The organism is Nonomuraea sp. NPDC049152, assembly GCF_040648355.1.
Taxonomy (GTDB): Bacteria; Actinomycetota; Actinomycetes; order Streptosporangiales; family Streptosporangiaceae; genus Nonomuraea.
Genome location: NZ_JBEZDO010000035.1, coordinates 61,491 through 80,741 on the forward strand (window position 1 = coordinate 61,491; position 19,251 = coordinate 80,741).

Consider the following 19,251-nt stretch of genomic DNA (forward strand, 5'->3'; position numbering starts at 1 on the left):
CAATGGGCCGCGTGCTGCATCTGCGACTCATCAGCCCTCCTGACCGCACCCACGAGGTGATCGAGGTCCTGGAGGGCTGCACGGGCGTCACCAACATCGCCGTCCTGGCCGGGGCCGCCCGCGCGCCCAAAGGCGACCTGATCTTCTGTGACATGGCCCGCGAGTCCGCCAACGAGGTCATCGACCGCGTCAACTGGCTGAAGCACGAGGGCTCGATCGCCATCGAGCACATCGACCTGTCGATCTCGGAGGCCGCCGAACAAGCCGAGGCCGAGGCCCCGGGCGAGGGCGACGACGCGGTGGTCTGGGCGGCGCTGGCCCAGCGTGTCGACGACGACCTCAGGCTCACCTGGGCCTATCTCGTCTTCATCGCGATCGCCACGCAGCTCGCCGGGATCGGCGTCGTGACCAACTCCCTGGTGCTCATCGTCGGCGCGATGGTCCTCGGCCCCGAGTTCGGCGCGATCGCCGCCGCCTGCTTCGGCCTGCTGACCCTGCGGTGGCACCTGGTCGGCAGGTCCTTGGCCACGCTCGCCATCGGCTTCGGAGTCGCGATCGCCATCACCTTCGCCTGTGCCTTCGTCTCCAGAGGGCTCGGCTGGATCGACGCGGGATCCCTCGACACCGGCCACGAGGAGGTCCAGTTCATCGTCAAACCCGACCGCTGGTCCTTCATCGTCGCCCTGCTCGCGGGAGCCGCCGGGGTGCTGTCCGTCACCGCGGGCAAGTCCTCGGCGCTGGTGGGCGTCTTCATCTCGGTCACCACCATCCCCGCGGCGGGCTACGCGGCCGTCGCCATGGCCCTCGGCAACTGGCCCGAGGTCGGCGGTTCCGCGCTGCAACTCGCCGTCAACATCGCCGGCATGGTCATCTCCGGTACGGCGGTGCTGTACGTGCAGCGCCGCATCTGGCCCCAGGGGATGAGTCCCGGTTCGTCCACACGAACGAGGCCGCCAGGGGGTTGACGCGGGTAGTGTCCGGATCATGCACATCCTCGCGACCGAGGGGCTGACCGAACGCTTCCCGACGGTGACCGCACTGGACCAGTTGTCCATCACGGTCGACGCAGGCGTCACGGGCCTGGTGGGCGCCAACGGAGCGGGCAAGTCGACGCTGATCAAGATCCTGCTCGGCCTCCTGCCGCCCACGGCGGGCCGGGCCGAGGTCCTGGGGCTCGACGTGGTCTCGCAGGGCCCGCAGATCCGCAGGCTCGTCGGCTACATGCCCGAACACGACTGCCTGCCGCCCGACGTGTCCGCCACCGAGCTGGTCGTCCACCTCGCGCAGATCTCCGGACTGCCGCGCACCGCCGCCCGCGAGCGCGCCGCCGACGTGCTGCGCCACGTCGGCCTGTACGAGGAGCGCTACCGCGCCATCGGCGGCTACTCCACCGGCATGAAGCAGCGCGTCAAGCTCGCCCAGGCGCTCGTCCACGACCCCAAGCTGGTCTTCCTTGACGAGCCGACCAACGGCCTCGACCCGCGGGGCCGCGACGAGATGCTCACGCTGATCAGGCGCATCGGCGCCGAGTTCGGCATCAGCGTCCTGGTCACCTCCCATCTGCTCGGTGAGCTCGAACGCGTCTGCGACCACGTCATCGTCATCGACGGCGGGCGGCTGCTGCGCTCCAGCGCCATCACCGAGTTCACCCAGGCGACCCCGATCCTCACCGTCGAGGTCGAGGAGGGCGCCGAGCCGCTGGCCGCCAGGCTGGCCGAGCTCGGGCAGTCGGTCACCGCGCACGGCCGCGGCCTGCTGGTCCAGGTCAGCGGCCCCGAGACCTACGACTCCATCCGCGACGCGGTGTCGGATCTCGACCTGTGCCTCATCCGGCTCGAACAGGGCAGGCAGCGAATCGAGGACGTGTTCCGTGTCTGAGATCTACGACATCGGCTACCGCCACTACGAAGGGGTACGGCTCGGCAGGGCCCATGCCGTACGGGCGTTGATCGTGCAGAACCTGCGCAGCGTCTTCGGGCTCGGCCGCAGGGCGCGCAGCAAGCTCATGCCGTTCCTGCTCGCGGGGTCGATGATGCTGCTGCCGGTCGTCGCGATCGCGCTGATGGCGACGATAGGCCGCAACGACATCGGCTACACCGGCTACGCCGTCCTCATGCAGCCGGTGATCGCCATCTTCCTGGCCTCGCAGTCACCCACGATCACCGCGCCCGACCTGCGGCACAAGGTGCTGCCGCTCTACCTTTCGCGGCCCATCTCCTCGCTCGACTACGTCGCGGCAAAGGTGGTGGCGATGACCGTCGCGCTGTTCGCGCTGGTCGCGATACCGCTGACGGTGATGTACGTCGGCGAACTGCTCGTCGACCTGCCGGGCCCGCCGCACACGAAGGAGTACGTCGCGGCGGTGGTCACGGCGCTGGTGCTGGCGCTGCTGCTGTCCACCTTCGGGCTGGCGCTCGCCTCCTTCACCCCGCGCCGCGGCCTGGGCGTCGCCTCCGTCATCGCGGTGTACCTGCTGACCTCGGCGGTGCAGACCGCGCTGTTCGGGGCCTTCGAGTCATTGGGCCGTAGCGACCTGGCCGAGTGGTCGTGGCTGATCAACCCGTTCTTCCTCGTCGACGTGCTCCAGTCGTGGCTGTTCGGCACCACCCCCGCCGGCGGCTCCAGCTACCCGCCCGGCGCCTTCGCCGCGCTCGCGGTCGTCGCGCTCATCGCGCTGAGCATGGCGGCGTTCATCCTCCGCTACCGGAAGGCGGCCTCCCGGTGAAGATCGAGCTCGCCCAGGTCTCGCGTTGGTACGGCAACGTGGTGGCCGTCAACGACATCACCATGACGATCGGCCCCGGCGTCACGGGCCTGCTCGGCCCGAACGGCGCGGGCAAGTCCACGCTGCTGCACATGATGGCGGGCTTCCTCGCCCCCTCGGGCGGCACGGTCACCCTCGACGGCGACAAGACCTGGAAGAACCACCACATCTACCGCCACATCGGCCTGGTGCCCGAGCGTGAGGGCATCTACGGCTTCCTCACCGGATGGCAGTTCGTGCTCTCAGCGGCCAAGCTGCACGGCCTGGCCGCGCCGGAGGACGCCGCCAAGAAGGCCCTGGCCATGGTCGAGATGGAGGCGGCGAAGGACCGCCGCGTCGAGACGTACTCCAAGGGCATGAAGCAGCGCGTCAAGGTCGCCGCCGCCCTCGTCCACGACCCGCAGGTGCTCCTGCTCGACGAGCCCTTCAACGGCATGGACCCGCGCCAGCGGCTCCAGCTGATGGACCTCATCACCGCCATGGGCACGGCGGGCAAGACGATCCTGTTCAGCTCGCACATCCTCGAAGAGGTCGAGCGCGTCGCCCAGCACATCGAGGTCGTCGTCGCGGGACGGCACGCCGCCTCCGGCGACTTCCGCGAGATCCGCCGCCTGATGACCGACAGGCCGCACCTGTTCAGGATCCGGTCGAGCGACGACAGGAAGCTGGCCGCCGCCCTGATCGCGGACAGGTCGGCGGCGGGCGTGGCGCTCACTCCCAACGGCCTGGAGGTCCACGCGGCGGAGTTCCGCCGCTTCACCTGGCTGCTGCCGCGCGTCGCCCGGCACGAAGGCGTCCACCTCCTCCAGGTCTCCCCGGCCGACGAGGACCTGGAGAGCGTCTTCGCCTACCTGATCACAAGGAGCTCCTAGTGAACGGCGTCGTAGCGGGCATCACCTACCGCGCGGTACTCGGCCGTCGCCGCATCTTCCTGCTCATCCTGCTCCCCGTCGCCCTGGTGGCGATGGCGGTGCTGCTGCGGCTGGTCGGCAGCGCGGACGAGCGGTCGGCGGTCATGCTCATGCAGAGCTTCGCCGTCGGGACCATGCTGCCCCTGCTCGGCCTGATCGCCGGCACCGGCGTGATCGCGCCGGAGATCGACGACGGCACCGTCCTGCACCTGCTGTCCAAGCCGATCTCGCGCCCCGTCATCGCCCAGACCAAGTTCGCCGTGGCGGCCTCGCTGCTGGCCGTCTTCGCGGGGGTGCCCACCTTCGTGTCGGCGTGGCTGCTGGTGGGCGGCGAGTCGGGGATCGCCACCGGCTTCACCGTGGGGGCGCTGTGCGGGGGGATCGCCTACGCGGCGGTGTTCCTGCTGCTGGGGGTCATCACCAAGCACGCGGTCACCTTCGGGGTCATCTACGCGCTGGTGTGGGAGGGGCTGATCGGCAACCTGGTTCCTGGAGCCAGGCAGTTCTCGATCCAGCAGTGGGCCAAGTCGATCGCCGACCAGCTCAGCTCGTCGCCGTTCCTGTCGACGGACGTGAAGCTGGGGTTCGCGATCCCCGCTTTGATCGTGGTCACGGTCGGCGCGGTGGTGTGGGCGGGCCAGCGGCTGCGCGCCTTCTCCCTGACCGGCGACGAGTGACCCGGTGAAACCCGGGCCACCCGCCGGCACGGGATGAGGATCGTCCGGCCCCCTCACCGAGCGCTCCGGACTTCGACCGTGAGGTCGAGTCGCGTCCGAGTTTCCGAGGAAGGGGTCGTACGGCCTCAGGCGGGGAAGTCCTTCGGGTCGACGCCGCTGGTCGTCGCGTTGCCGCCGATGGCGGGCTTGAGCGTGAGCGTCCAGATCGTCGCCGACGTCGAGCTCGTGGTGTACTTCAGCCGGTCGTCGAACCGCCGGTACACCGCGGCACGTGTGAACCGCCCCTTCGACGTGCTGAACCCGTAGCCGCTCGTGTAGAACACCCGGTACGTCCCGTCCTGGATGCCCTTGAGCGTCGCGGTCGACTTGGCGCGGATGTAGAAGCTCAGCGCCTTCTTCTTACCCCTGACCAGCGTGACGACCGCGTCCCTCGTCGTCCCGTTCTTGACCTTGAGATGGCCCTCGCCGCCGCTGAGAGCGTCGTGGAGCACCCGTCCGTTGCCCGGCCTGGCCGCCGCGACCGAAGCCGACGCGGGAGAAACCGACGCCGCCTGGGCGGGGGCGGCGCCGAGAAGAAGTGCTGAGGCGAGAAGCGCTCCAGCGAGCGCGCGTAAGGAATTCACGCGGACACTATAAAGCGGACACTATAAAGAGGTACGGCACGAGGGTGCCGTACCTCTTTTGTGAAGCCTCAGACGCAGGCGGTGCGGACCACGTCGGCCAGCCGGCCCGCGACCCTGCTGGCCTGCTCCTCCGACGACGCCTCGACCATCACTCTGATCATCGGCTCGGTGCCGCTCGGCCTGATGAGCACCCGCCCCGTCTCGCCCAGCTCCGCCTCGGCCGCCGCAACGGCCTCGGAAAGCTGCGGCGAGGCCGCCTTACCCCTGTCGACGTCCTTGACGTTGATCAGGATCTGCGGCAGCGCGGTCATCACCGTGGCGAGGTCACGCAGCGACTTGCCCGACCTGGCGACCACCGACAGCAGGTGCAGCGAGGTCAGCAGGCCGTCGCCCGTCGTCGCGTGGTCGAGCAGGATCACGTGACCCGACTGCTCGCCGCCGAGGTTGAAGCCGTCGGCCTTCATCGCCTCCAGCACGTAGCGGTCGCCCACCGCGGTCTGGATGACCTCGATGCCCGCCTCGCGCATGGCCAGCTTGAAGCCGAGGTTGGACATGACGGTCGCGACCACGGTGCTCTTGGCGAGCCGGTTCTCCGCGTGCATCGCCAGCGCCAGGATCGCCATGATCTGGTCGCCGTCGATCACCGCGCCGGTGTGGTCGACGGCCAGGCAGCGGTCGGCGTCACCGTCGTAGGCGATGCCGAGGTCGGCCCCGCGCGAGATGACGACCTGCTGCAGCTTGTCCAGGTGAGTGGAGCCGCAGCCCGCGTTGATGTTGAGCCCGTCGGGCCTGGCGCCGATGGCCTCGACCTGGGCGCCGGCACGCAGCAGCGCCTCGGGCGCCACCACGCTGGCCGCGCCGTTGGCGCAGTCGACGACGATGTGGAGCCCGTCGAGCCGCCCGTCGAGCGTGTCGAGCAGGTGGGAGATGTAGCGGTCGGCCTCGCCGTACGCCTCGCGCACGCGGCCGACGCCCGCCCCCACGGGGCGGTCCCATCGCTCGCCGAGCCGGCGTTCGATCTCGTCCTCGACCGTGTCGGACAGCTTGAAGCCGCCGCGGGCCAGGAACTTGATGCCGTTGTCGGGGGCGGGATTGTGAGAGGCCGACAGCATGACGCCGAGATCGGCGCCGAGCGCGGCCGTCAGGTGGGCGACGGCGGGAGTGGGCAGCACGCCGAGACGCAGCACATCCACCCCAGACGACGCGAGGCCGGCGACCACCGCCGCCTCCAGGAATTCACCTGAAGCGCGGGGGTCCCGGCCTACGACCGCCACAGGCCTCTTGTGGCCTGTGGCGGCGAAAGCGCCTGCATCGCCGAGGACGTGAGCCGCCGCGACCGAGAGGTCCATGGCGAGCTCGGCCGTGAGGTCGCGACCCGCGACCCCACGTACCCCGTCGGTGCCGAAAAGGCGCCCCAATTTAGCGCTTGCTGTACTGCGGAGCCTTGCGGGCCTTCTTGAGGCCGTACTTCTTCCGCTCCGTGGCGCGGGCGTCACGGGTGAGGAAGCCGGCCTTCTTCAGCGGCGGGCGGTTGTTCTCGACGTCGAGGATCGCCAGCGCGCGGGACAGGCCCATGCGGAGGGCGCCGGCCTGGCCGGTCACGCCGCCGCCGTCGATGCGGGCGATGACGTCGAAGGCCTCCTCGGCACCGAGCACCACGAAGGGCTCGTTGACGATCTGCTGGTGGACCTTGTTGGGGAAGTATGCGTCAAGCGAACGACCGTTGATCGTCCACTTGCCGGTGCCGGGGACGATGCGCACGCGGGCGATCGCCTCCTTGCGGCGGCCGGTACCGTACGAGTTGCCCGTGGTGACGGGCTTGCGCACGGGAGCGTCGGCGCTGGCAGCGGACTCGGTGGTGTACTCGGACGGGAACTCCTCGCTGGAGAAGTCCTCCTGCTCGGCCTCGATCACGGCCGTCTCGACACCGGTGGGCTCAGCCACGGTTCTCCTCTAAATCTTTCGCGAACTACTACTGGGCGATCTGGGTGATCTCGAACGGCACGGGCCTCTGGGCCTGGTGCGGGTGCTCGGACCCGGCGTAGACCTTCAGCTTCTTGGCCATCTTCCGGCCGAGCGCGTTCTTGGGGAGCATGCCCTTGACGGCCTTCTCGACGGCGCGGTCAGGCCGCTTCTCCATCAACTCGCCGTAGGTCACGGAACGCAGACCGCCCGGGTAGCCCGAGTGGCGGTAGGCCTTCTTCTGCTCGAGCTTGTTGCCGGTCAGCGCAATCTTGTCGGCGTTGATGACGATGACGAAGTCACCGGTGTCGACGTGGTTTGCGAAGATCGGCTTGTGCTTACCGCGGAGCAGGGTCGCGACGTGGCTGGCCAGCCGGCCCAGCACCACGTCAGTAGCGTCGATGACGTACCACTGACGCTGGACGTCGGCGGGCTTCGGTGTGTACGTGCGCACGGTCGTAGCCTTCTTTAATCGCGTCTTCGGCGCTGTCGGATGCGACAGCTCTATGGTCGGTCGGTGCGGGCGCACGACAGCCCGGACCTTCCGTCTCCAACAGAATGGGAGATGACGCCGGACGCGCCGCGCATCGGTCACAGACGGACCGACTCGCATACAACGAAAGCAAAGGTTACCGCCACTCGAGGACGCGGGTCAAAACGAGCGGCGACACCGGGGGACAGTCTACGCGCGGCACGGTTCTGTTTCGGTTCGCTGTAAGCCCTTCTCCAGCAATATCTGCCGTCCCTATCGTTGACTGCGGTATGTGGCAGTCCCCTCACACCCGGCACACCCAGCCAAGATCGCGGCGCCGAAACCTGCTGGGTCTGCTGGCCTGCCTGCTCGCGGTCCTGTTCGCCGGCGTGCTCATCGGCAGGCTTTCGGTCAACCGCCTCGACGCCTCCGACCAGGTCTACCTCAACAACACCGCGCCACCGGCCGCCACCCCAACCCCGTCGGTCACGGCGTCGCGGAAGAAGCCGAGCGCGCGCGTGGGGAGCCGGCCCCGCCGTACGGTCAGGGCCACACCGACGCCGAGGCCCACGGCGCCGGCGCGCAAGAAGCTGACAGAGGTGCCAGGAGAGCTGCCCGGAGATCCCACCACCGTGCTCGGCGCGCCGCTGCTGAAGATCTCCCCCGCGCTCGCCGCCCAGGCCGTCAAGCTCACCAACGCCGCCCGCGCCCGCAAGGGCTGCGCCCCGCTGCGGGTCGACAGGCGGCTGACCAGCTCGGCGCGCGCCCACTCGCTGGAGATGGCCGAGTCGGGCCTGTTCGCCCATGACTCCCCCGACGGCTCCTCGCCGTGGAAGCGCATGGAGCAGGCCGGCTACCGCGACGGCGCGGCTGAGAACATCGGCCGCGGCTACGTCTCGGCGGAGGAGGCCGTGCGCGGCTGGATGGACAGTCCCGCGCACCGCCGTAACCTCCTGCATTGCGGCTATCGCGCGGTCGGCCTCGGCGTCGTGTCAGGTCCGGGCGGCCCGTGGTGGACCCAGGACTTCGGGTTTTCGTGACCTCGCCCAGGGTCAACCCCGGCTAATCTCGGCGCATGGGTTCCACCAAGAAGACCGACGAAACCCCCACTCAACAGCGCAGCGCGATGTGGAGCCCCTATGACGAGGGCCCGCGCTCGCGCTCACCGCTCTGGTTCGCCCTCGGAGGTCTGCTCGTCCTCGGGGCGCTCGTGGCGGGTCTCGTGGTGATGTGGAACTCCGATGGCCCCGACCCGACGGCCGACCCCGTGGGCCGCGCGAGCGCGCCCCCGGTCGACCAGCCCGTGACCCCGGCCGACAAGTACGGCTTCGCCGCCGCCCGCGAGACCGACCCCGACACGCTCACGCAGAAGGAACTCTTCCCCAAGAAGAAGTTCACGGTCGACGGCCGCTCCTACGAGGTGACGACCCTCAAGACCGACAAGAAGTGCGGCGACGCGGCCGAGGGCGACAAGCTCGACAAGGCGCTCAAGTCGGGGAAGTGCACGCAACTCATCCGGGCCACCTTCAAGAACAAGTCCGGGAAGATCATCGGCACCGTCGGCGTCGCCAACCTGGTCGACGGCAAGGCGGCGACGAAGGTCGCCGGGTCCGTGCGGGCCAAGGGAGAGTCCAAGCTGTTCGTGAAACCGCTCGCGGGCAAGGACGACATCACCAAGTTCATCGGCGCGGGCGAGGCCAGCGTCCACGTGGCCACCCACGGCCACTACGCGGTCATGCTCTACGTCCAGTTCAAGGACGGCCACAAGCCCGACAAGAAGAGCGTCAAGCTGCTCTCCCAGGCGAGTGTCGACGTCACCAAGACGACCGTGTACCCGGCGCTCGACTCGCGTTCGCTCAGCGGCCGCCGCGGAGGCTGAAACCACTCAGTCAGCCCTAAAAAGCGACAAACCTCCCGGCCGATCCGCCCGAGAACACCCATACGGGCATGCCGATCTCCTGACTATGGTTAGGCTCCCCCTATGCGTGGCCAGGAATCTGGGTCTGAGCACGAGCGCGAAACGGACGGCTCAGCCGCACCGGCGACGCCACCGCCGAGTTTCGGCAGGCCGACGGTGCAGGCCCCATCAGCCGTCCAGGAGAGCGCCTACAGCGCGTCGCACGGCGACGCGCTGGCAGGGCCTCCGTTCGCCGACCTCCCCGCCGGTCAGGTGATCGACTCCGGTACGGCGCCGGTCCGACCCCCCATCCCCGTATACCAGGGGCCGCCCCCTGACCTGCCGGCCCCCGAGCCCGCGACGGCTCCTGACGCCGGCCATCCCCTTACGCCCGCCGTCAGCAACCCCTGGGCCCTCGAGCCCGCGGCCTCGTCGGACGCCCCAGGACCGTGGACCCCTGAGCCCACACCGCAGACCGGAACCCCCTGGACGCCCGAGCCCTTGGCGTCTTCGGACACGGGAAACCAGTGGGCACCGACTCCGGAGCCGGGATCCCCCTGGACACCCAAGCCCGACGCGACTTCCGAGGCCGGGACGCCGTGGACACCCGAGCCCGGCACGACGTCCGAGGCCGGAGCCCCGTGGACACCAGAGTCGGTGGCCACTTCTTCCGATGCGGCTCCATGGGCGCCCGAGCCTGCGACCGACGCGGGGCACTCGCCCGCCGGAGAGGACACGGGACGGCCCGCGCCCGTCGAGGACGCGACAATCGAGCGTCCCAGGCCCGACAGGCCGCTGCCCGCGTTCCCCGGCGTCCCCGCGGAGACGTGGTCCACCGCGGCCCAGCCGTGGGAGCAGGCGGACGACGGCCAGCCCTACGACTGGTACGCCGACCCCGAGCCTGGCGCGGAGACCCCATGGGGCCCGCCGCAGCCCGGCTCCCCGTCCGCACCGCCGTCCGGCCCCCAGCAGCAGGCGACGTGGGCCCCGCCCGGGGCACAGCAGCCGCCCGCCCTCGGCGCGCCCCTTCCCCCCGGTGCCCCTTATCCCCCGGCACCCGGCGCCGGACAAGCCCCCATGCCCGGATCTCCCCAGCCCCCGGCATTCGGTGCGCAGCACGCTCCCCTGCCCGGCGCTCCCCGGCCAGGCGGCACCCAACCCGGTGCTCCCCAGCCCGCCGCCGCGTGGCCCCAGCCCGAGCCGTCCTCTCCCTGGGCTCCCGACCAGCCCCAGGTCCCGTGGACTCCGGCGTCAGGCGAGGCACAGACCCCGTGGGCGCCCCCACACGCCGACCAGGCGCCCCAGACCGAGTGGCAACCGTCGCCCGGCCCGCAGGCCGAGCCGCAACCCTCACCGGGCCCTCAGGCCGAGTGGCAACCTTCGACCGACTCCCAGGCCGAGTGGCAATCTTCACCCGCCCCGCAGGCCGAGTGGCAACCTTCACCCGGCCCGCAGGCCGGGCCGTGGACCCCGTCGCCCGGCCCGCAGGCCGAGCCATGGAAGCCGTCTCCCGCCGCGTGGCAGACCGAGCCCGATCAGGCCGACTCCACCTGGCAGCCCCCGCAGGCCTTCACCGCGGCCGCCGCGGGCATGAAGGTCTGGCCGTCGCACACCACCGACGCGCCCGCCATGCCACCATGGCCGGCCGCCACCGGTGAACCCATCGACGACCACGACGGCTCGCAAGAGGCCCAGGCCGACGACCCCAACGCGACGGTCTCGTTCGCCCACGGCGCCGAACCTGGCGACGTCCCCGTCTGGCCGCCGCTTCCCCCGGACGCGGACCAGGCTGACGACCGCATCCCCGACCTCCCGTTCGACAGCGCCACGTGGGGACGTCCCAAGGGCGACGCGCCCCCGGCCGACGTGCTGGACGACGTTCCCGGCGACCGCGCCGCCACCCCGGAGACCGCCGACCCCACCCCCAGCGGCTCACCGACCGCAGGCGCATCCGGTTCGGGGACGCCCAACGCGGGCGCATCCGGCATGAGCGCGGCCAACGCGGGCGCGGCCACCCCAGGCGCTTCCCCGACCGCCGCCCCAGGAAACGACTCGTCACCCAACGACCTGTCAGGCAACAGCGGGTCAGGAAGTGACATGTCGGGGAGCGCCGCGTCTGGAAGCGACATGTCCGGCAACGGCGCCTCTGGAAACGCCATGTCAGGCAACGGCGCGCCTGGAGACGACATGTCCGGCAACGGCACGACAGCGAGCGACTCGCCGGACGACCACCCGTTCCCGACCAATGGAGCCATCCCGCTGCCCGCCATCCCGCCCACAGCAGGCCTTCCCGCTCTTCCCGCCCCGCCCGCCGGCGCCCCAGCCGCGCCGCCGGCCGTACCGGGTGGATCTCCCGCCGCCGACCTGCCGACGCCGCCGCACGGTGCGCCGGCCGCGACCTTCGACCCGTTCTCGCCGATGTCGCAGGGCGGCATCGCGCCCCCGGCCGAGCCGGCCGTCAAGGAGCCGAGCAAGGGCAAGAAGGCGCTGATCGCCAGCCTCGGCGTCCTCGTCGTGGCGGGAGTCGCCACCGGGGGCTTCTTCGCCTACAGGTCGATGAGCACCGGACAGCCGGCCGGCCCGAGCGCGTCCGGGGCCCCCAGCTCCGTGCCGTCCGTCTCGGGCACCGACGACCCGCTGGCCAACTCGTTGCTCAACTCCGAGGGCACCGACCCCGAGAAGATGTCGATCAACGAGGCGTTCCCCGAGCAGAAGGTCGATATCGGCGGCCGCGTCTACACGCGCGTGAAGGTCGACATGTCCGACGACTGCAAGCTGGCGGCGGCGGGCCCGTTCGCCACGGCGCTGCAGGACCAGAAGTGCAGCCGTGTGCTGAGGGCGACCTACGTCGACGACAAGAAGCGCTACGCGATCAGCACGGGCATCGCCGTCCTGCCGACCAAGGAGGCGGCCGCGGCGGCCGACCAGGCGAAGGACCTCGACAAGAACCTGTGGTTCCGTCCGCTGCCAGGCGCGGCGTCCAGCGGCGCGGACAGGGTCCACATCGCGGGCGGTTACGCCGCGGGGCTGCTGTGGGGCCGCTACATCGTCTTCAGCTACGCGACCTACGCCGACGGCCACACCCCGACCGCCAAGGAGAAGGGCCTGGGCGATGTCAGCGGCGCCTTCCGCGACCACACCTCGCTGGTGCTCGAGCGCAGGATCACCGAGTGACCGCGCGCACCGTGAGAGATCGCTGAGCGACCGAGCGGACTCCGCGGGTTCACCGACCGATGGTGCGGAGCCCGCGGGACCACCCACCGACCGAGCGGACCCCGCGGGACCACCGGCCGACCTGACCCGCGGGATCACGGAGTGAGCGTGCGGACCCTGCGGGTCGCGGCCGCTCTGGCGGCCAGCTCGTCGTCGGCCGGATAGCCGACCTCTTCGAGGCACAGGCCGTGCGCGGGCGCGACGTGCACCCCTGAGTCCCGTACGGCTCCCGCCAGCACCTGCGCGGGCCACTCCACGGGTCGCCTGCCGTCTCCCACGGCGAGCAGGCACCCGACGAGGGCCCTGACCATGGAGTGGCAGAAGGCGTCGGCCACGACGGTCGCCTCCAGCACGCCGGAATCCGTGCGCACCCACTCGAGCCGCTGCAGCTCCCTGATCGTGGTGGCGCCCTCCCGTTTCTTGCAGAAGGCGGCGAAGTCGTGCTCACCGAGCAGGTGCGCGGCCCCGGCGATCATCGCGTCGAGGTCGAGCGGCCGTGTGTGCCACACGATCTCGTGACGCCGCAGCGGGTCGACACCGCCGGGCGCGTCGTGCACGCGGTAGACGTAGCGCCTGGAGAGCGCGGAGAACCGTGCGTCGAAGCCCTCAGGAGCCACGCTGACGCGATGAACCCGCACATCCGGCGGCAGGACCCCGGCCAGGCGCCTCAGGAGCGTGGCGAGCCGCTCATCGACGCTCTCCTCGGCGGGAGGCTCTCCCCTGCGGCGATTGCGCTCCAGCTCGCCGAGGGCGGTCACCGGCAGATCGACGTGGGCGACCTGGCCGCGCGCGTGGACGCCCGCGTCCGTTCTGCCCGCGACGGTGAGCGAGACCTCTTCCAGCCTGAGGATCTTGCCGAGCGCGTCCTCGAGCTCACCCTGCACCGTGCGCCGTTCCGGCTGGCGGGCCCAACCGGAGAAGTCGGTGCCGTCGTAGCCGAGGTCGAGGCGGAGCCGTACCACGATCACCCCTCCTGGATGAATGGGGAAGGCCCGGCACCCAGAAGGGTGCCGGGCCCGTGGGCCTGAAAGATCAGGCCTCGTCCTTCTTCGCCTCGTCGGCGGGAGCCTCGGCGGTCTCGCCGGCCTCCGCGGTCTCGGCGCTCTCCTCGGCCGGAGCCTCGGTGGTCTCCTCGACGACCTCCTCCACGGCCTCGGCGGCGGCCGGGGCGGCAGCGGCGGCGGGAGCCGTACGGCCGGTGGTGACCTGCTTCAGCTCCTCGGTCACCAGCTCGATGACCGCCATGGGCGCGTTGTCGCCCTTACGGTTGCCGATCTTGGTGATACGGGTGTAGCCACCGGGACGCTCGGCGAAGGTCACCGCGATCTCGGTGAAGAGGTGGTGGACGACGCCCTTGTCCTTGACGACGGTCAGCACCTGGCGACGGTTGTGGATGTCGCCCTTCTTGGCCTTGGTGATCAGGCGCTCCGCCAGCGGGCGGACGCGCTTGGCCTTGGTCACGGTGGTGGTGATGCGGCCGTGGCGGAACAGGTCCGTGGCGAGGTTCGCCAGGATCAGCCGCTCGTGAGCCGGGCTGCCGCCAAGACGTGCACCCTTGGTGGGCTTGGGCATTGCGTTCTCCTTGAGAGTGAACCCGCCCCGGCCGTGTCAGGTACCGGAGTCGAGCCGCCAGGCCGCCATGAGGGAGGCCCGCGATATCCAGCTGCGTCGGCCCGGGACGTCCCCGGGCGTCTAGATGTCCCGGACTCCCGGGACGGATCGGACGAGAGGGCCTCGTGGACACAGCCACGAGACCCCGCGCCGCGATCTAGTACTGCTCGGTCTCGACGTACGCGCTGTCGTCGTCGTCGTAGCCGCCGCCGGCCACCGCGCTCGGGTCGAACCCGGGCGGGGAGTCCTTGAGCGCCAGCGACATCTCGTGCAGCTTCTGCTTGACCTCTTCGATGGACTTGGCGCCGAAATTCCTTATGTCGAGCAGGTCCTGCTCGCTGCGGGCCACGAGCTCACCCACGGTGTGGATGCCCTCGCGCTTGAGGCAGTTGTAGGAACGGACCGTGAGGTTGAGCTCCTCGATCGGCAGCGCCAGGTCGGCCGCGAGAGCCGCGTCCGTCGGCGAGGGACCGATGTCGATGCCCTCGGCCTCGACGTTGAGCTCGCGGGCCAGCCCGAACAGCTCGACCAGGGTCTTGCCCGCGGAGGCCACCGCGTCGCGAGGCTTCATCGCGGCCTTGGTCTCGACGTCGAGGATCAGCCGGTCGAAGTCGGTGCGCTGCTCGACACGGGTCGCCTCGACCTTGTAGGTGACCTTGAGCACGGGCGAGTAGATGGAGTCGATCGGGATACGACCGATCTCCTGGCCCGGCTGCTTGTTCTGCGCGGCGGAGACGTAGCCGCGACCGCGCTCGACGGTCAGCTCCATCTCCAGCTTCGCCTTGCCGTTCAGCGTGGCGATGCGCAGCTCGGGGTTGTGCACCTCGACACCGGCCGGAGGCGCGATGTCGGCGGCGGTGACCTCGCCGGGGCCCTGCTTGCGCAGGTACATCACGACGGGCTCGTCGTGCTCGGAGGAGACGACCAGTTCCTTGAGGTTGAGGATGATGTCGGTGACGTCTTCCTTCACACCGGGAACGGTCGAGAACTCGTGCAGCACGCCCTCAATGCGAATGCTCGTCACGGCCGCGCCAGGAATGGACGACAGCAGCGTGCGACGCAGCGAGTTGCCGATGGTGTAGCCGAAGCCCGGCTCCAGCGGCTCGATGACGAACTTGGACCGGGTCTCGTCGATCGACTCTTCCAGAAGAGTCGGACGCTGAGCGATCAGCATGCTTCGGGATCTCCCCTTGTCGTGTGGCGCCCGCTATATGACGCCACTCCGATAACAGCCTAAATGGGGTACGGCATGCCGCACCCCATCCATCCCCCTCCGGCCAGGAAACCCAAGCCATCAGGGAAGCTTGCGAGCGCCCCCGACCCCGGAAACCCGAGGCCGCGGACACCTTATCCAACCGAGCCCCGGCCGGCGCGCCCACATGAAGCGCGCCGCCCGTTTGCCCCAAGAACCTTCGCCCGCGAGAACGCGAGCCGTGGGCGGCGGGCCCGGAGGCACACCGCCGTGAAGGGCTTACTTGGAGTAGAGCTCGACGATCAGCTGCTCCTGGACCTGGGTGTCGATCTGCTGGCGAACCGGCAGCTGGTGAACCAGGACGCGGAGCTTCTCCGGCACGACGCCCAGCCAGGCCGGGATCGTCTTGTCGCCGGCGGTCGCCTTGGCCACCTCGTAGGGCAGCAGGTTGACGGCCTTCTCGCGGACCTCGACGATGTCGTGCTCACGCACGCGGTACGACGGGATGTCGACCTTCTTGCCGTTCACCAGGATGTGGCCGTGACGGACCTGCTGGCGAGCGGCGTCGCGCGACTGGGCGAAACCGGCGCGGTAGACCACGTTGTCGAGACGGCTCTCCAGGATCTGGAGAAGGTTCTCGCCGGTCTTGCCGCCCTTCTTGTTGGCTTCCTCGTAGTAGTTGCGGAACTGCTTCTCGAGGACGCCGTAGATGCGGCGGGTCTTCTGCTTCTCACGAAGCTGGAGCTGGTACTCAGACTCCTTCGGACGGCCGCGACCGTGCTCACCCGGCGGGTAAGGACGGATCTCGATGGGGCACTTCGCGGACTCACACTTGCTGCCCTTGAGGAAGAGCTTGGTCTTCTCGCGACGGCAGAGCTTGCAGTCCGCACCCGTGTAACGAGCCATTTCTCAATATCTCCTGGGTGTCAGACGCGGCGGCGCTTCGGCGGACGGCAGCCGTTGTGCGGAACCGGGGTCACGTCCTGGATGGAGCCGACCTCGAGGCCCGTCGCCTGCAGCGAACGGATCGCGGTCTCACGGCCGGAGCCGGGGCCCTTCACGAAGACGTCGACCTTGCGCATGCCGTGCTCCATGGCGCGGCGGGCGGCGTTCTCGGCGGCCATCTGCGCGGCGAACGGGGTGGACTTACGGGAGCCCTTGAAACCCACGTGGCCGGCGCTGGCCCAGGAGATCACATTCCCGTTCGGGTCGGTGATCGAGACGATCGTGTTGTTGAACGTGCTCTTGATGTGGGCGTGCCCGTGAGCGACGTTCTTCTTTTCCTTGCGGCGCACCTTCTTGGGCGCACCCTGGCGGCTCTTAGGAGGCATTCTTTGCCTTCACTCCTGAGTTCATCGGTCCCGCGGCTGCGAGGACTACTTCTTACCGGGCTTCTTCTTACCGGCGACGGTCTTCTTCTTGCCCTTACGGGTACGCGCGTTGGTCTGCGTGCGCTGGCCGTGGACGGGAAGACCCTTCCGGTGCCGGATGCCCTGGTAGCAACCGATTTCGATCTTGCGGCGGATGTCGGCCTGAACCTCGCGGCGCAGGTCACCCTCGATCTTGTAGTTCGCCTCGATGTAGTCACGCATCGGGACGAGCTCAGCGTCACTCAGCTGGTGCACGCGAAGGTCACCGCTGACGCCGGTGGCCTGGAGGATCTCCAGGGCGCGGGTGCGGCCGATTCCGTAAATGTAGGTGAGAGCGATCTCCAGCCGCTTTTCGCGGGGGAGGTCGACGCCAACCAGGCGAGCCATGGTCGGGCATTCTCCTTCACTGTGGCGGAGGTCTTGCGCCCCACTCCCCTCCCCATGCCCGGGGTGAGGGCCCCGGCCTCCGACCGGGGGTGGCCCACTCGCGTGGGTGTGACGCGCGATTACTGATTCAGGCTTGTCATGCGTCGAGCCCGCTCCCCTGAAGGTGCGGACTCGGAGAAGCCTTGGCGACTAGCCCTGACGCTGCTTGTGGCGCAGGTTGTCGCAGATCACCATGACGCGACCGTGCCGGCGGATCACCTTGCACTTGTCGCAGATCTTCTTAACGCTCGGCTTAACCTTCATAGTCCTTCGTGATTCCTCAGACGTTTTACTTGTATCGGTAGACGATCCGCCCACGACTCAGGTCGTAAGGGCTCAGTTCTACGACTACCCGGTCGTCGGGGAGGATTCGGATGTAGTGCATCCGCATCCGTCCGCTGATGTGGGCCAGGACCTTATGGCCGTTGTCGAGTTGCACCCTGAACATCGCGTTCGGGAGCGACTCAACCACAGTGCCCTCGATCTCGATGGCGCCGTCTTTCTTGGCCATGTCCCTCGCGTTTCACTGATCGGTCGTCTGAGGTTTCGGATCACTAAGCAGCCGCGGCCATCCGCATCGAATGAGAGCGGCGGTCTGCAGGACCGCCAACACAGGATGGCCATAGTGAGCCGACTAAGGAGTGTACGACACCCGGAGCAAGAATGCGAAACACCCATGCCAGGTGTCCTGACACAACCACAGTCAAGAGTACCCCAGATCCACGGCTGCACAGGCCATGCGGCCCACCGCCCCGGCCTTTGGCGCGGCCGCGTGGATGACGTGCCCGCCCGGCCCCGGCAGCCGCCGACACGCGGGACCGGACGGACACGTGCTCGTGGACGCCGCCGTCACCTCCGTGACGGCGCTTCCTCCCGGGGACGAGGGCCCTGCGCCGCGGAGTCGCACTGCCCACCCTGCGGTACAGCTCCCGCCGCCGGCGCCCCGATCGCCACGCCGGCGATCACGATCCCCGCCAACAGCCCGGAACGCCGCCTCAGGCCCATCGGTCCCCCATTGCGATGGTTCCATCGTCAAAGATCATCTACCCGGCTTGATCACCGCCAACTACGACCAGCGGTAAAGAGTGGGTCTATTGCCTGCCGTAGCAGGACACCTGCCGTACCGGGGCGGAGGAAGAGCGAAGGCCCGCCGGTGACCGTGTCACCGGCGGGCCTTCTGATGTCAGAGCCCCCCAGAAGAGCGCGTCATGCGCGCCGAGGACTTCAGTAGATGCGGTGCTTGCTGCCGCAGTTGTCGAACTTCGAGTCGCCCCAGCACGTGTAGGTGTAGATCTTCTTGATGCCGTGGCCGTTCCAGCTGCTGTTGTGCTTGCCGTCCCAGCCCTGGGCGAACTTGTACCACTTGCCGCCCTTGTAGTACTCGAACCACACGTAGCCGTGCTTGCCGCCGAACTTCTCCACGCCGTACCAGTTCGTGTAGACCTTGCCGTGCGAGCTGAAGGTCTTGCCGAAGGTGTAGGCCTTGCTGTCGCTGGAGAAGTACTTGCCCCAGCTGCTGGTGGAGGTGTTCGCCTGGGTGGTCGCCGCCTGGGCGGCGGGAGCGACGGCCAGGCCGGTGAGGGCCGAGCCCGCGATGGCTGCTACTGCGAGAAACTTGCGCATTTCTTCCTCCTGTGAGCGATGTGACACTCACGTTAGGAAGCCGCAGCCACGCGTACTGCGCACAAATCCACACAGTGCACTAGTGCACAGATGGGGTCATTTCCGATTAGTCCCGAAAATGCTGCTGACCAGCAGCAACGCGCCCCAGGGGCCCGCGACCCACATCGGCCAGAAGTAGCCGCCGAAGTCGGTCAGCAGCCAGATCACCGAGGTCACCGCGACGGCCGACGCCCAGGCCGCCCACGCGCCCTTCATCCCCGAATGCATCCCCGTCTGCGGGGGCTTGGCGGCGGGAACGCGGGCGGGCTGGGCCCGCAGGTCGACGTCGGGCAAGTCGGCGGTCACCCTGGCGAGCTCGCCGTAGGTCTTGCTCTGGTAGACCTGCTCCAGCCGCTCGTTGAACTCCTCGACGGAGATCCGTCCCTGCGCGGTGTGTTCCCGGAGGACGGCGGCCACCCGATCGCGGTCGACATCCGATGCACGCATTTCGGGGCTCTGCGCCATCCCCAC

22 protein-coding genes are annotated in these 19,251 nt (G+C 69.2%); 8 read left to right on the forward strand and 14 right to left on the reverse strand.

Going from position 1 to position 19,251, the window contains the following annotated elements; genetic code table 11:
- Window positions 1–11 precede the first annotated feature (11 nt).
- From AB0B45_RS42445 to AB0B45_RS42465, 5 genes are read left to right on the forward strand one after another with little or no spacing between them, the layout of a single operon-like run.
- Window positions 12–965: a DUF389 domain-containing protein gene (locus AB0B45_RS42445; RefSeq protein WP_358143197.1), complete on the forward strand. Its 954-nt coding sequence runs from the start codon at window positions 12–14 to the stop codon at window positions 963–965.
- A gap of 19 nt (window positions 966–984) precedes the next feature.
- On the forward strand, window positions 985–1,878 hold the full coding sequence (locus AB0B45_RS42450) for an ABC transporter ATP-binding protein (RefSeq protein ID WP_358143199.1): 894 nt from the start codon (window positions 985–987) through the stop codon (window positions 1,876–1,878).
- Window positions 1,871–2,725: an ABC transporter permease gene (locus AB0B45_RS42455; RefSeq protein ID WP_358143201.1), complete on the forward strand. Its 855-nt coding sequence runs from the start codon at window positions 1,871–1,873 to the stop codon at window positions 2,723–2,725. The genes AB0B45_RS42450 and AB0B45_RS42455 overlap by 8 nt, the downstream gene beginning before the upstream one ends.
- Complete coding sequence (locus AB0B45_RS42460; RefSeq protein ID WP_358143203.1) at window positions 2,722–3,636, forward strand: ABC transporter ATP-binding protein; 915 nt, start codon at window positions 2,722–2,724, stop codon at window positions 3,634–3,636. The genes AB0B45_RS42455 and AB0B45_RS42460 overlap by 4 nt, the downstream gene beginning before the upstream one ends.
- Window positions 3,636–4,352: an ABC transporter permease subunit gene (locus AB0B45_RS42465; protein ID WP_358143205.1), complete on the forward strand. Its 717-nt coding sequence runs from the start codon at window positions 3,636–3,638 to the stop codon at window positions 4,350–4,352. Before AB0B45_RS42460 ends, AB0B45_RS42465 begins: the two co-directional genes overlap by 1 nt.
- 125 nt (window positions 4,353–4,477) lie before the next feature.
- Here AB0B45_RS42465 and AB0B45_RS42470 read toward each other — a convergent pair whose 3' ends face one another.
- The 4 genes from AB0B45_RS42470 to rplM all read right to left on the reverse strand — a co-directional run bounded on the left by AB0B45_RS42470 (window position 4,478) and on the right by rplM (window position 7,391).
- On the reverse strand, window positions 4,478–4,975 hold the full coding sequence (locus AB0B45_RS42470; RefSeq protein ID WP_358143207.1) for a hypothetical protein: 498 nt from the start codon (window positions 4,973–4,975) through the stop codon (window positions 4,478–4,480).
- Window positions 4,976–5,043: 68 nt separating this feature from the next.
- A complete protein-coding gene (glmM, locus tag AB0B45_RS42475) occupies window positions 5,044–6,393 on the reverse strand; it encodes a phosphoglucosamine mutase (protein ID WP_358143209.1) in 1,350 nt (449 codons plus the stop codon).
- 1 nt (window position 6,394) lies between these two features.
- Entirely contained in the window at window positions 6,395–6,919 is a 525-nt protein-coding gene (rpsI, locus tag AB0B45_RS42480) for a 30S ribosomal protein S9 (protein ID WP_358143211.1), read from the reverse strand.
- Window positions 6,920–6,947: 28 nt separating this feature from the next.
- A complete protein-coding gene (rplM, locus tag AB0B45_RS42485) occupies window positions 6,948–7,391 on the reverse strand; it encodes a 50S ribosomal protein L13 (RefSeq protein WP_358143213.1) in 444 nt (147 codons plus the stop codon).
- 308 nt (window positions 7,392–7,699) lie between these two features.
- Here rplM and AB0B45_RS42490 point away from each other — a divergent pair, with 308 nt between their 5' ends.
- The 3 genes from AB0B45_RS42490 to AB0B45_RS42500 all read left to right on the forward strand — a co-directional run bounded on the left by AB0B45_RS42490 (window position 7,700) and on the right by AB0B45_RS42500 (window position 12,480).
- Window positions 7,700–8,449 (forward strand): CAP domain-containing protein, encoded by a 750-nt coding sequence (locus tag AB0B45_RS42490; protein ID WP_358143215.1) that lies wholly within the window; start codon window positions 7,700–7,702, stop codon window positions 8,447–8,449.
- A 35-nt stretch (window positions 8,450–8,484) separates the two neighbouring features.
- Window positions 8,485–9,288 (forward strand): hypothetical protein, encoded by an 804-nt coding sequence (locus AB0B45_RS42495; protein WP_358143217.1) that lies wholly within the window; start codon window positions 8,485–8,487, stop codon window positions 9,286–9,288.
- A gap of 675 nt (window positions 9,289–9,963) precedes the next feature.
- Window positions 9,964–12,480, forward strand: coding sequence for a hypothetical protein (locus tag AB0B45_RS42500; protein ID WP_358143219.1), 2,517 nt, complete (start codon window positions 9,964–9,966; stop codon window positions 12,478–12,480).
- Between the two features lie 134 nt (window positions 12,481–12,614).
- On the opposite strand, the gene truA is transcribed toward AB0B45_RS42500, so the two are convergent.
- From truA to AB0B45_RS42550, 10 genes are all read right to left on the reverse strand, one after another.
- Window positions 12,615–13,481, reverse strand: a complete 867-nt coding sequence (truA, locus tag AB0B45_RS42505) for a tRNA pseudouridine(38-40) synthase TruA (RefSeq protein ID WP_358143285.1) — start codon at window positions 13,479–13,481, stop codon at window positions 12,615–12,617.
- Window positions 13,482–13,551: 70 nt separating this feature from the next.
- Window positions 13,552–14,091 (reverse strand): 50S ribosomal protein L17, encoded by a 540-nt coding sequence (rplQ, locus tag AB0B45_RS42510; protein ID WP_358143221.1) that lies wholly within the window; start codon window positions 14,089–14,091, stop codon window positions 13,552–13,554.
- 196 nt (window positions 14,092–14,287) lie between these two features.
- Complete coding sequence (locus tag AB0B45_RS42515) at window positions 14,288–15,304, reverse strand: DNA-directed RNA polymerase subunit alpha (RefSeq protein ID WP_358143223.1); 1,017 nt, start codon at window positions 15,302–15,304, stop codon at window positions 14,288–14,290.
- Between the two features lie 297 nt (window positions 15,305–15,601).
- Window positions 15,602–16,228 carry a 30S ribosomal protein S4 gene (gene rpsD / locus AB0B45_RS42520; protein ID WP_358143225.1) on the reverse strand — a complete coding sequence of 209 codons (627 nt, stop codon included), beginning with the start codon at window positions 16,226–16,228 and terminating at the stop codon, window positions 15,602–15,604.
- A 20-nt stretch (window positions 16,229–16,248) separates the two neighbouring features.
- A complete protein-coding gene (gene rpsK / locus AB0B45_RS42525) occupies window positions 16,249–16,653 on the reverse strand; it encodes a 30S ribosomal protein S11 (RefSeq protein ID WP_020542285.1) in 405 nt (134 codons plus the stop codon).
- Between the two features lie 45 nt (window positions 16,654–16,698).
- Entirely contained in the window at window positions 16,699–17,079 is a 381-nt protein-coding gene (gene rpsM, locus AB0B45_RS42530) for a 30S ribosomal protein S13 (RefSeq protein ID WP_183650839.1), read from the reverse strand.
- A gap of 189 nt (window positions 17,080–17,268) precedes the next feature.
- Window positions 17,269–17,382, reverse strand: a complete 114-nt coding sequence (rpmJ, locus tag AB0B45_RS42535) for a 50S ribosomal protein L36 (RefSeq protein WP_003956441.1) — start codon at window positions 17,380–17,382, stop codon at window positions 17,269–17,271.
- Between the two features lie 25 nt (window positions 17,383–17,407).
- On the reverse strand, window positions 17,408–17,629 hold the full coding sequence (gene infA, locus AB0B45_RS42540; RefSeq protein ID WP_012887858.1) for a translation initiation factor IF-1: 222 nt from the start codon (window positions 17,627–17,629) through the stop codon (window positions 17,408–17,410).
- A gap of 713 nt (window positions 17,630–18,342) precedes the next feature.
- Window positions 18,343–18,741: a hypothetical protein gene (locus tag AB0B45_RS42545; RefSeq protein ID WP_358143227.1), complete on the reverse strand. Its 399-nt coding sequence runs from the start codon at window positions 18,739–18,741 to the stop codon at window positions 18,343–18,345.
- Window positions 18,742–18,837: 96 nt separating this feature from the next.
- A complete protein-coding gene (locus tag AB0B45_RS42550; protein ID WP_358143229.1) occupies window positions 18,838–19,227 on the reverse strand; it encodes a DUF1707 domain-containing protein in 390 nt (129 codons plus the stop codon).
- Window positions 19,228–19,251: the final 24 nt, after the last annotated feature.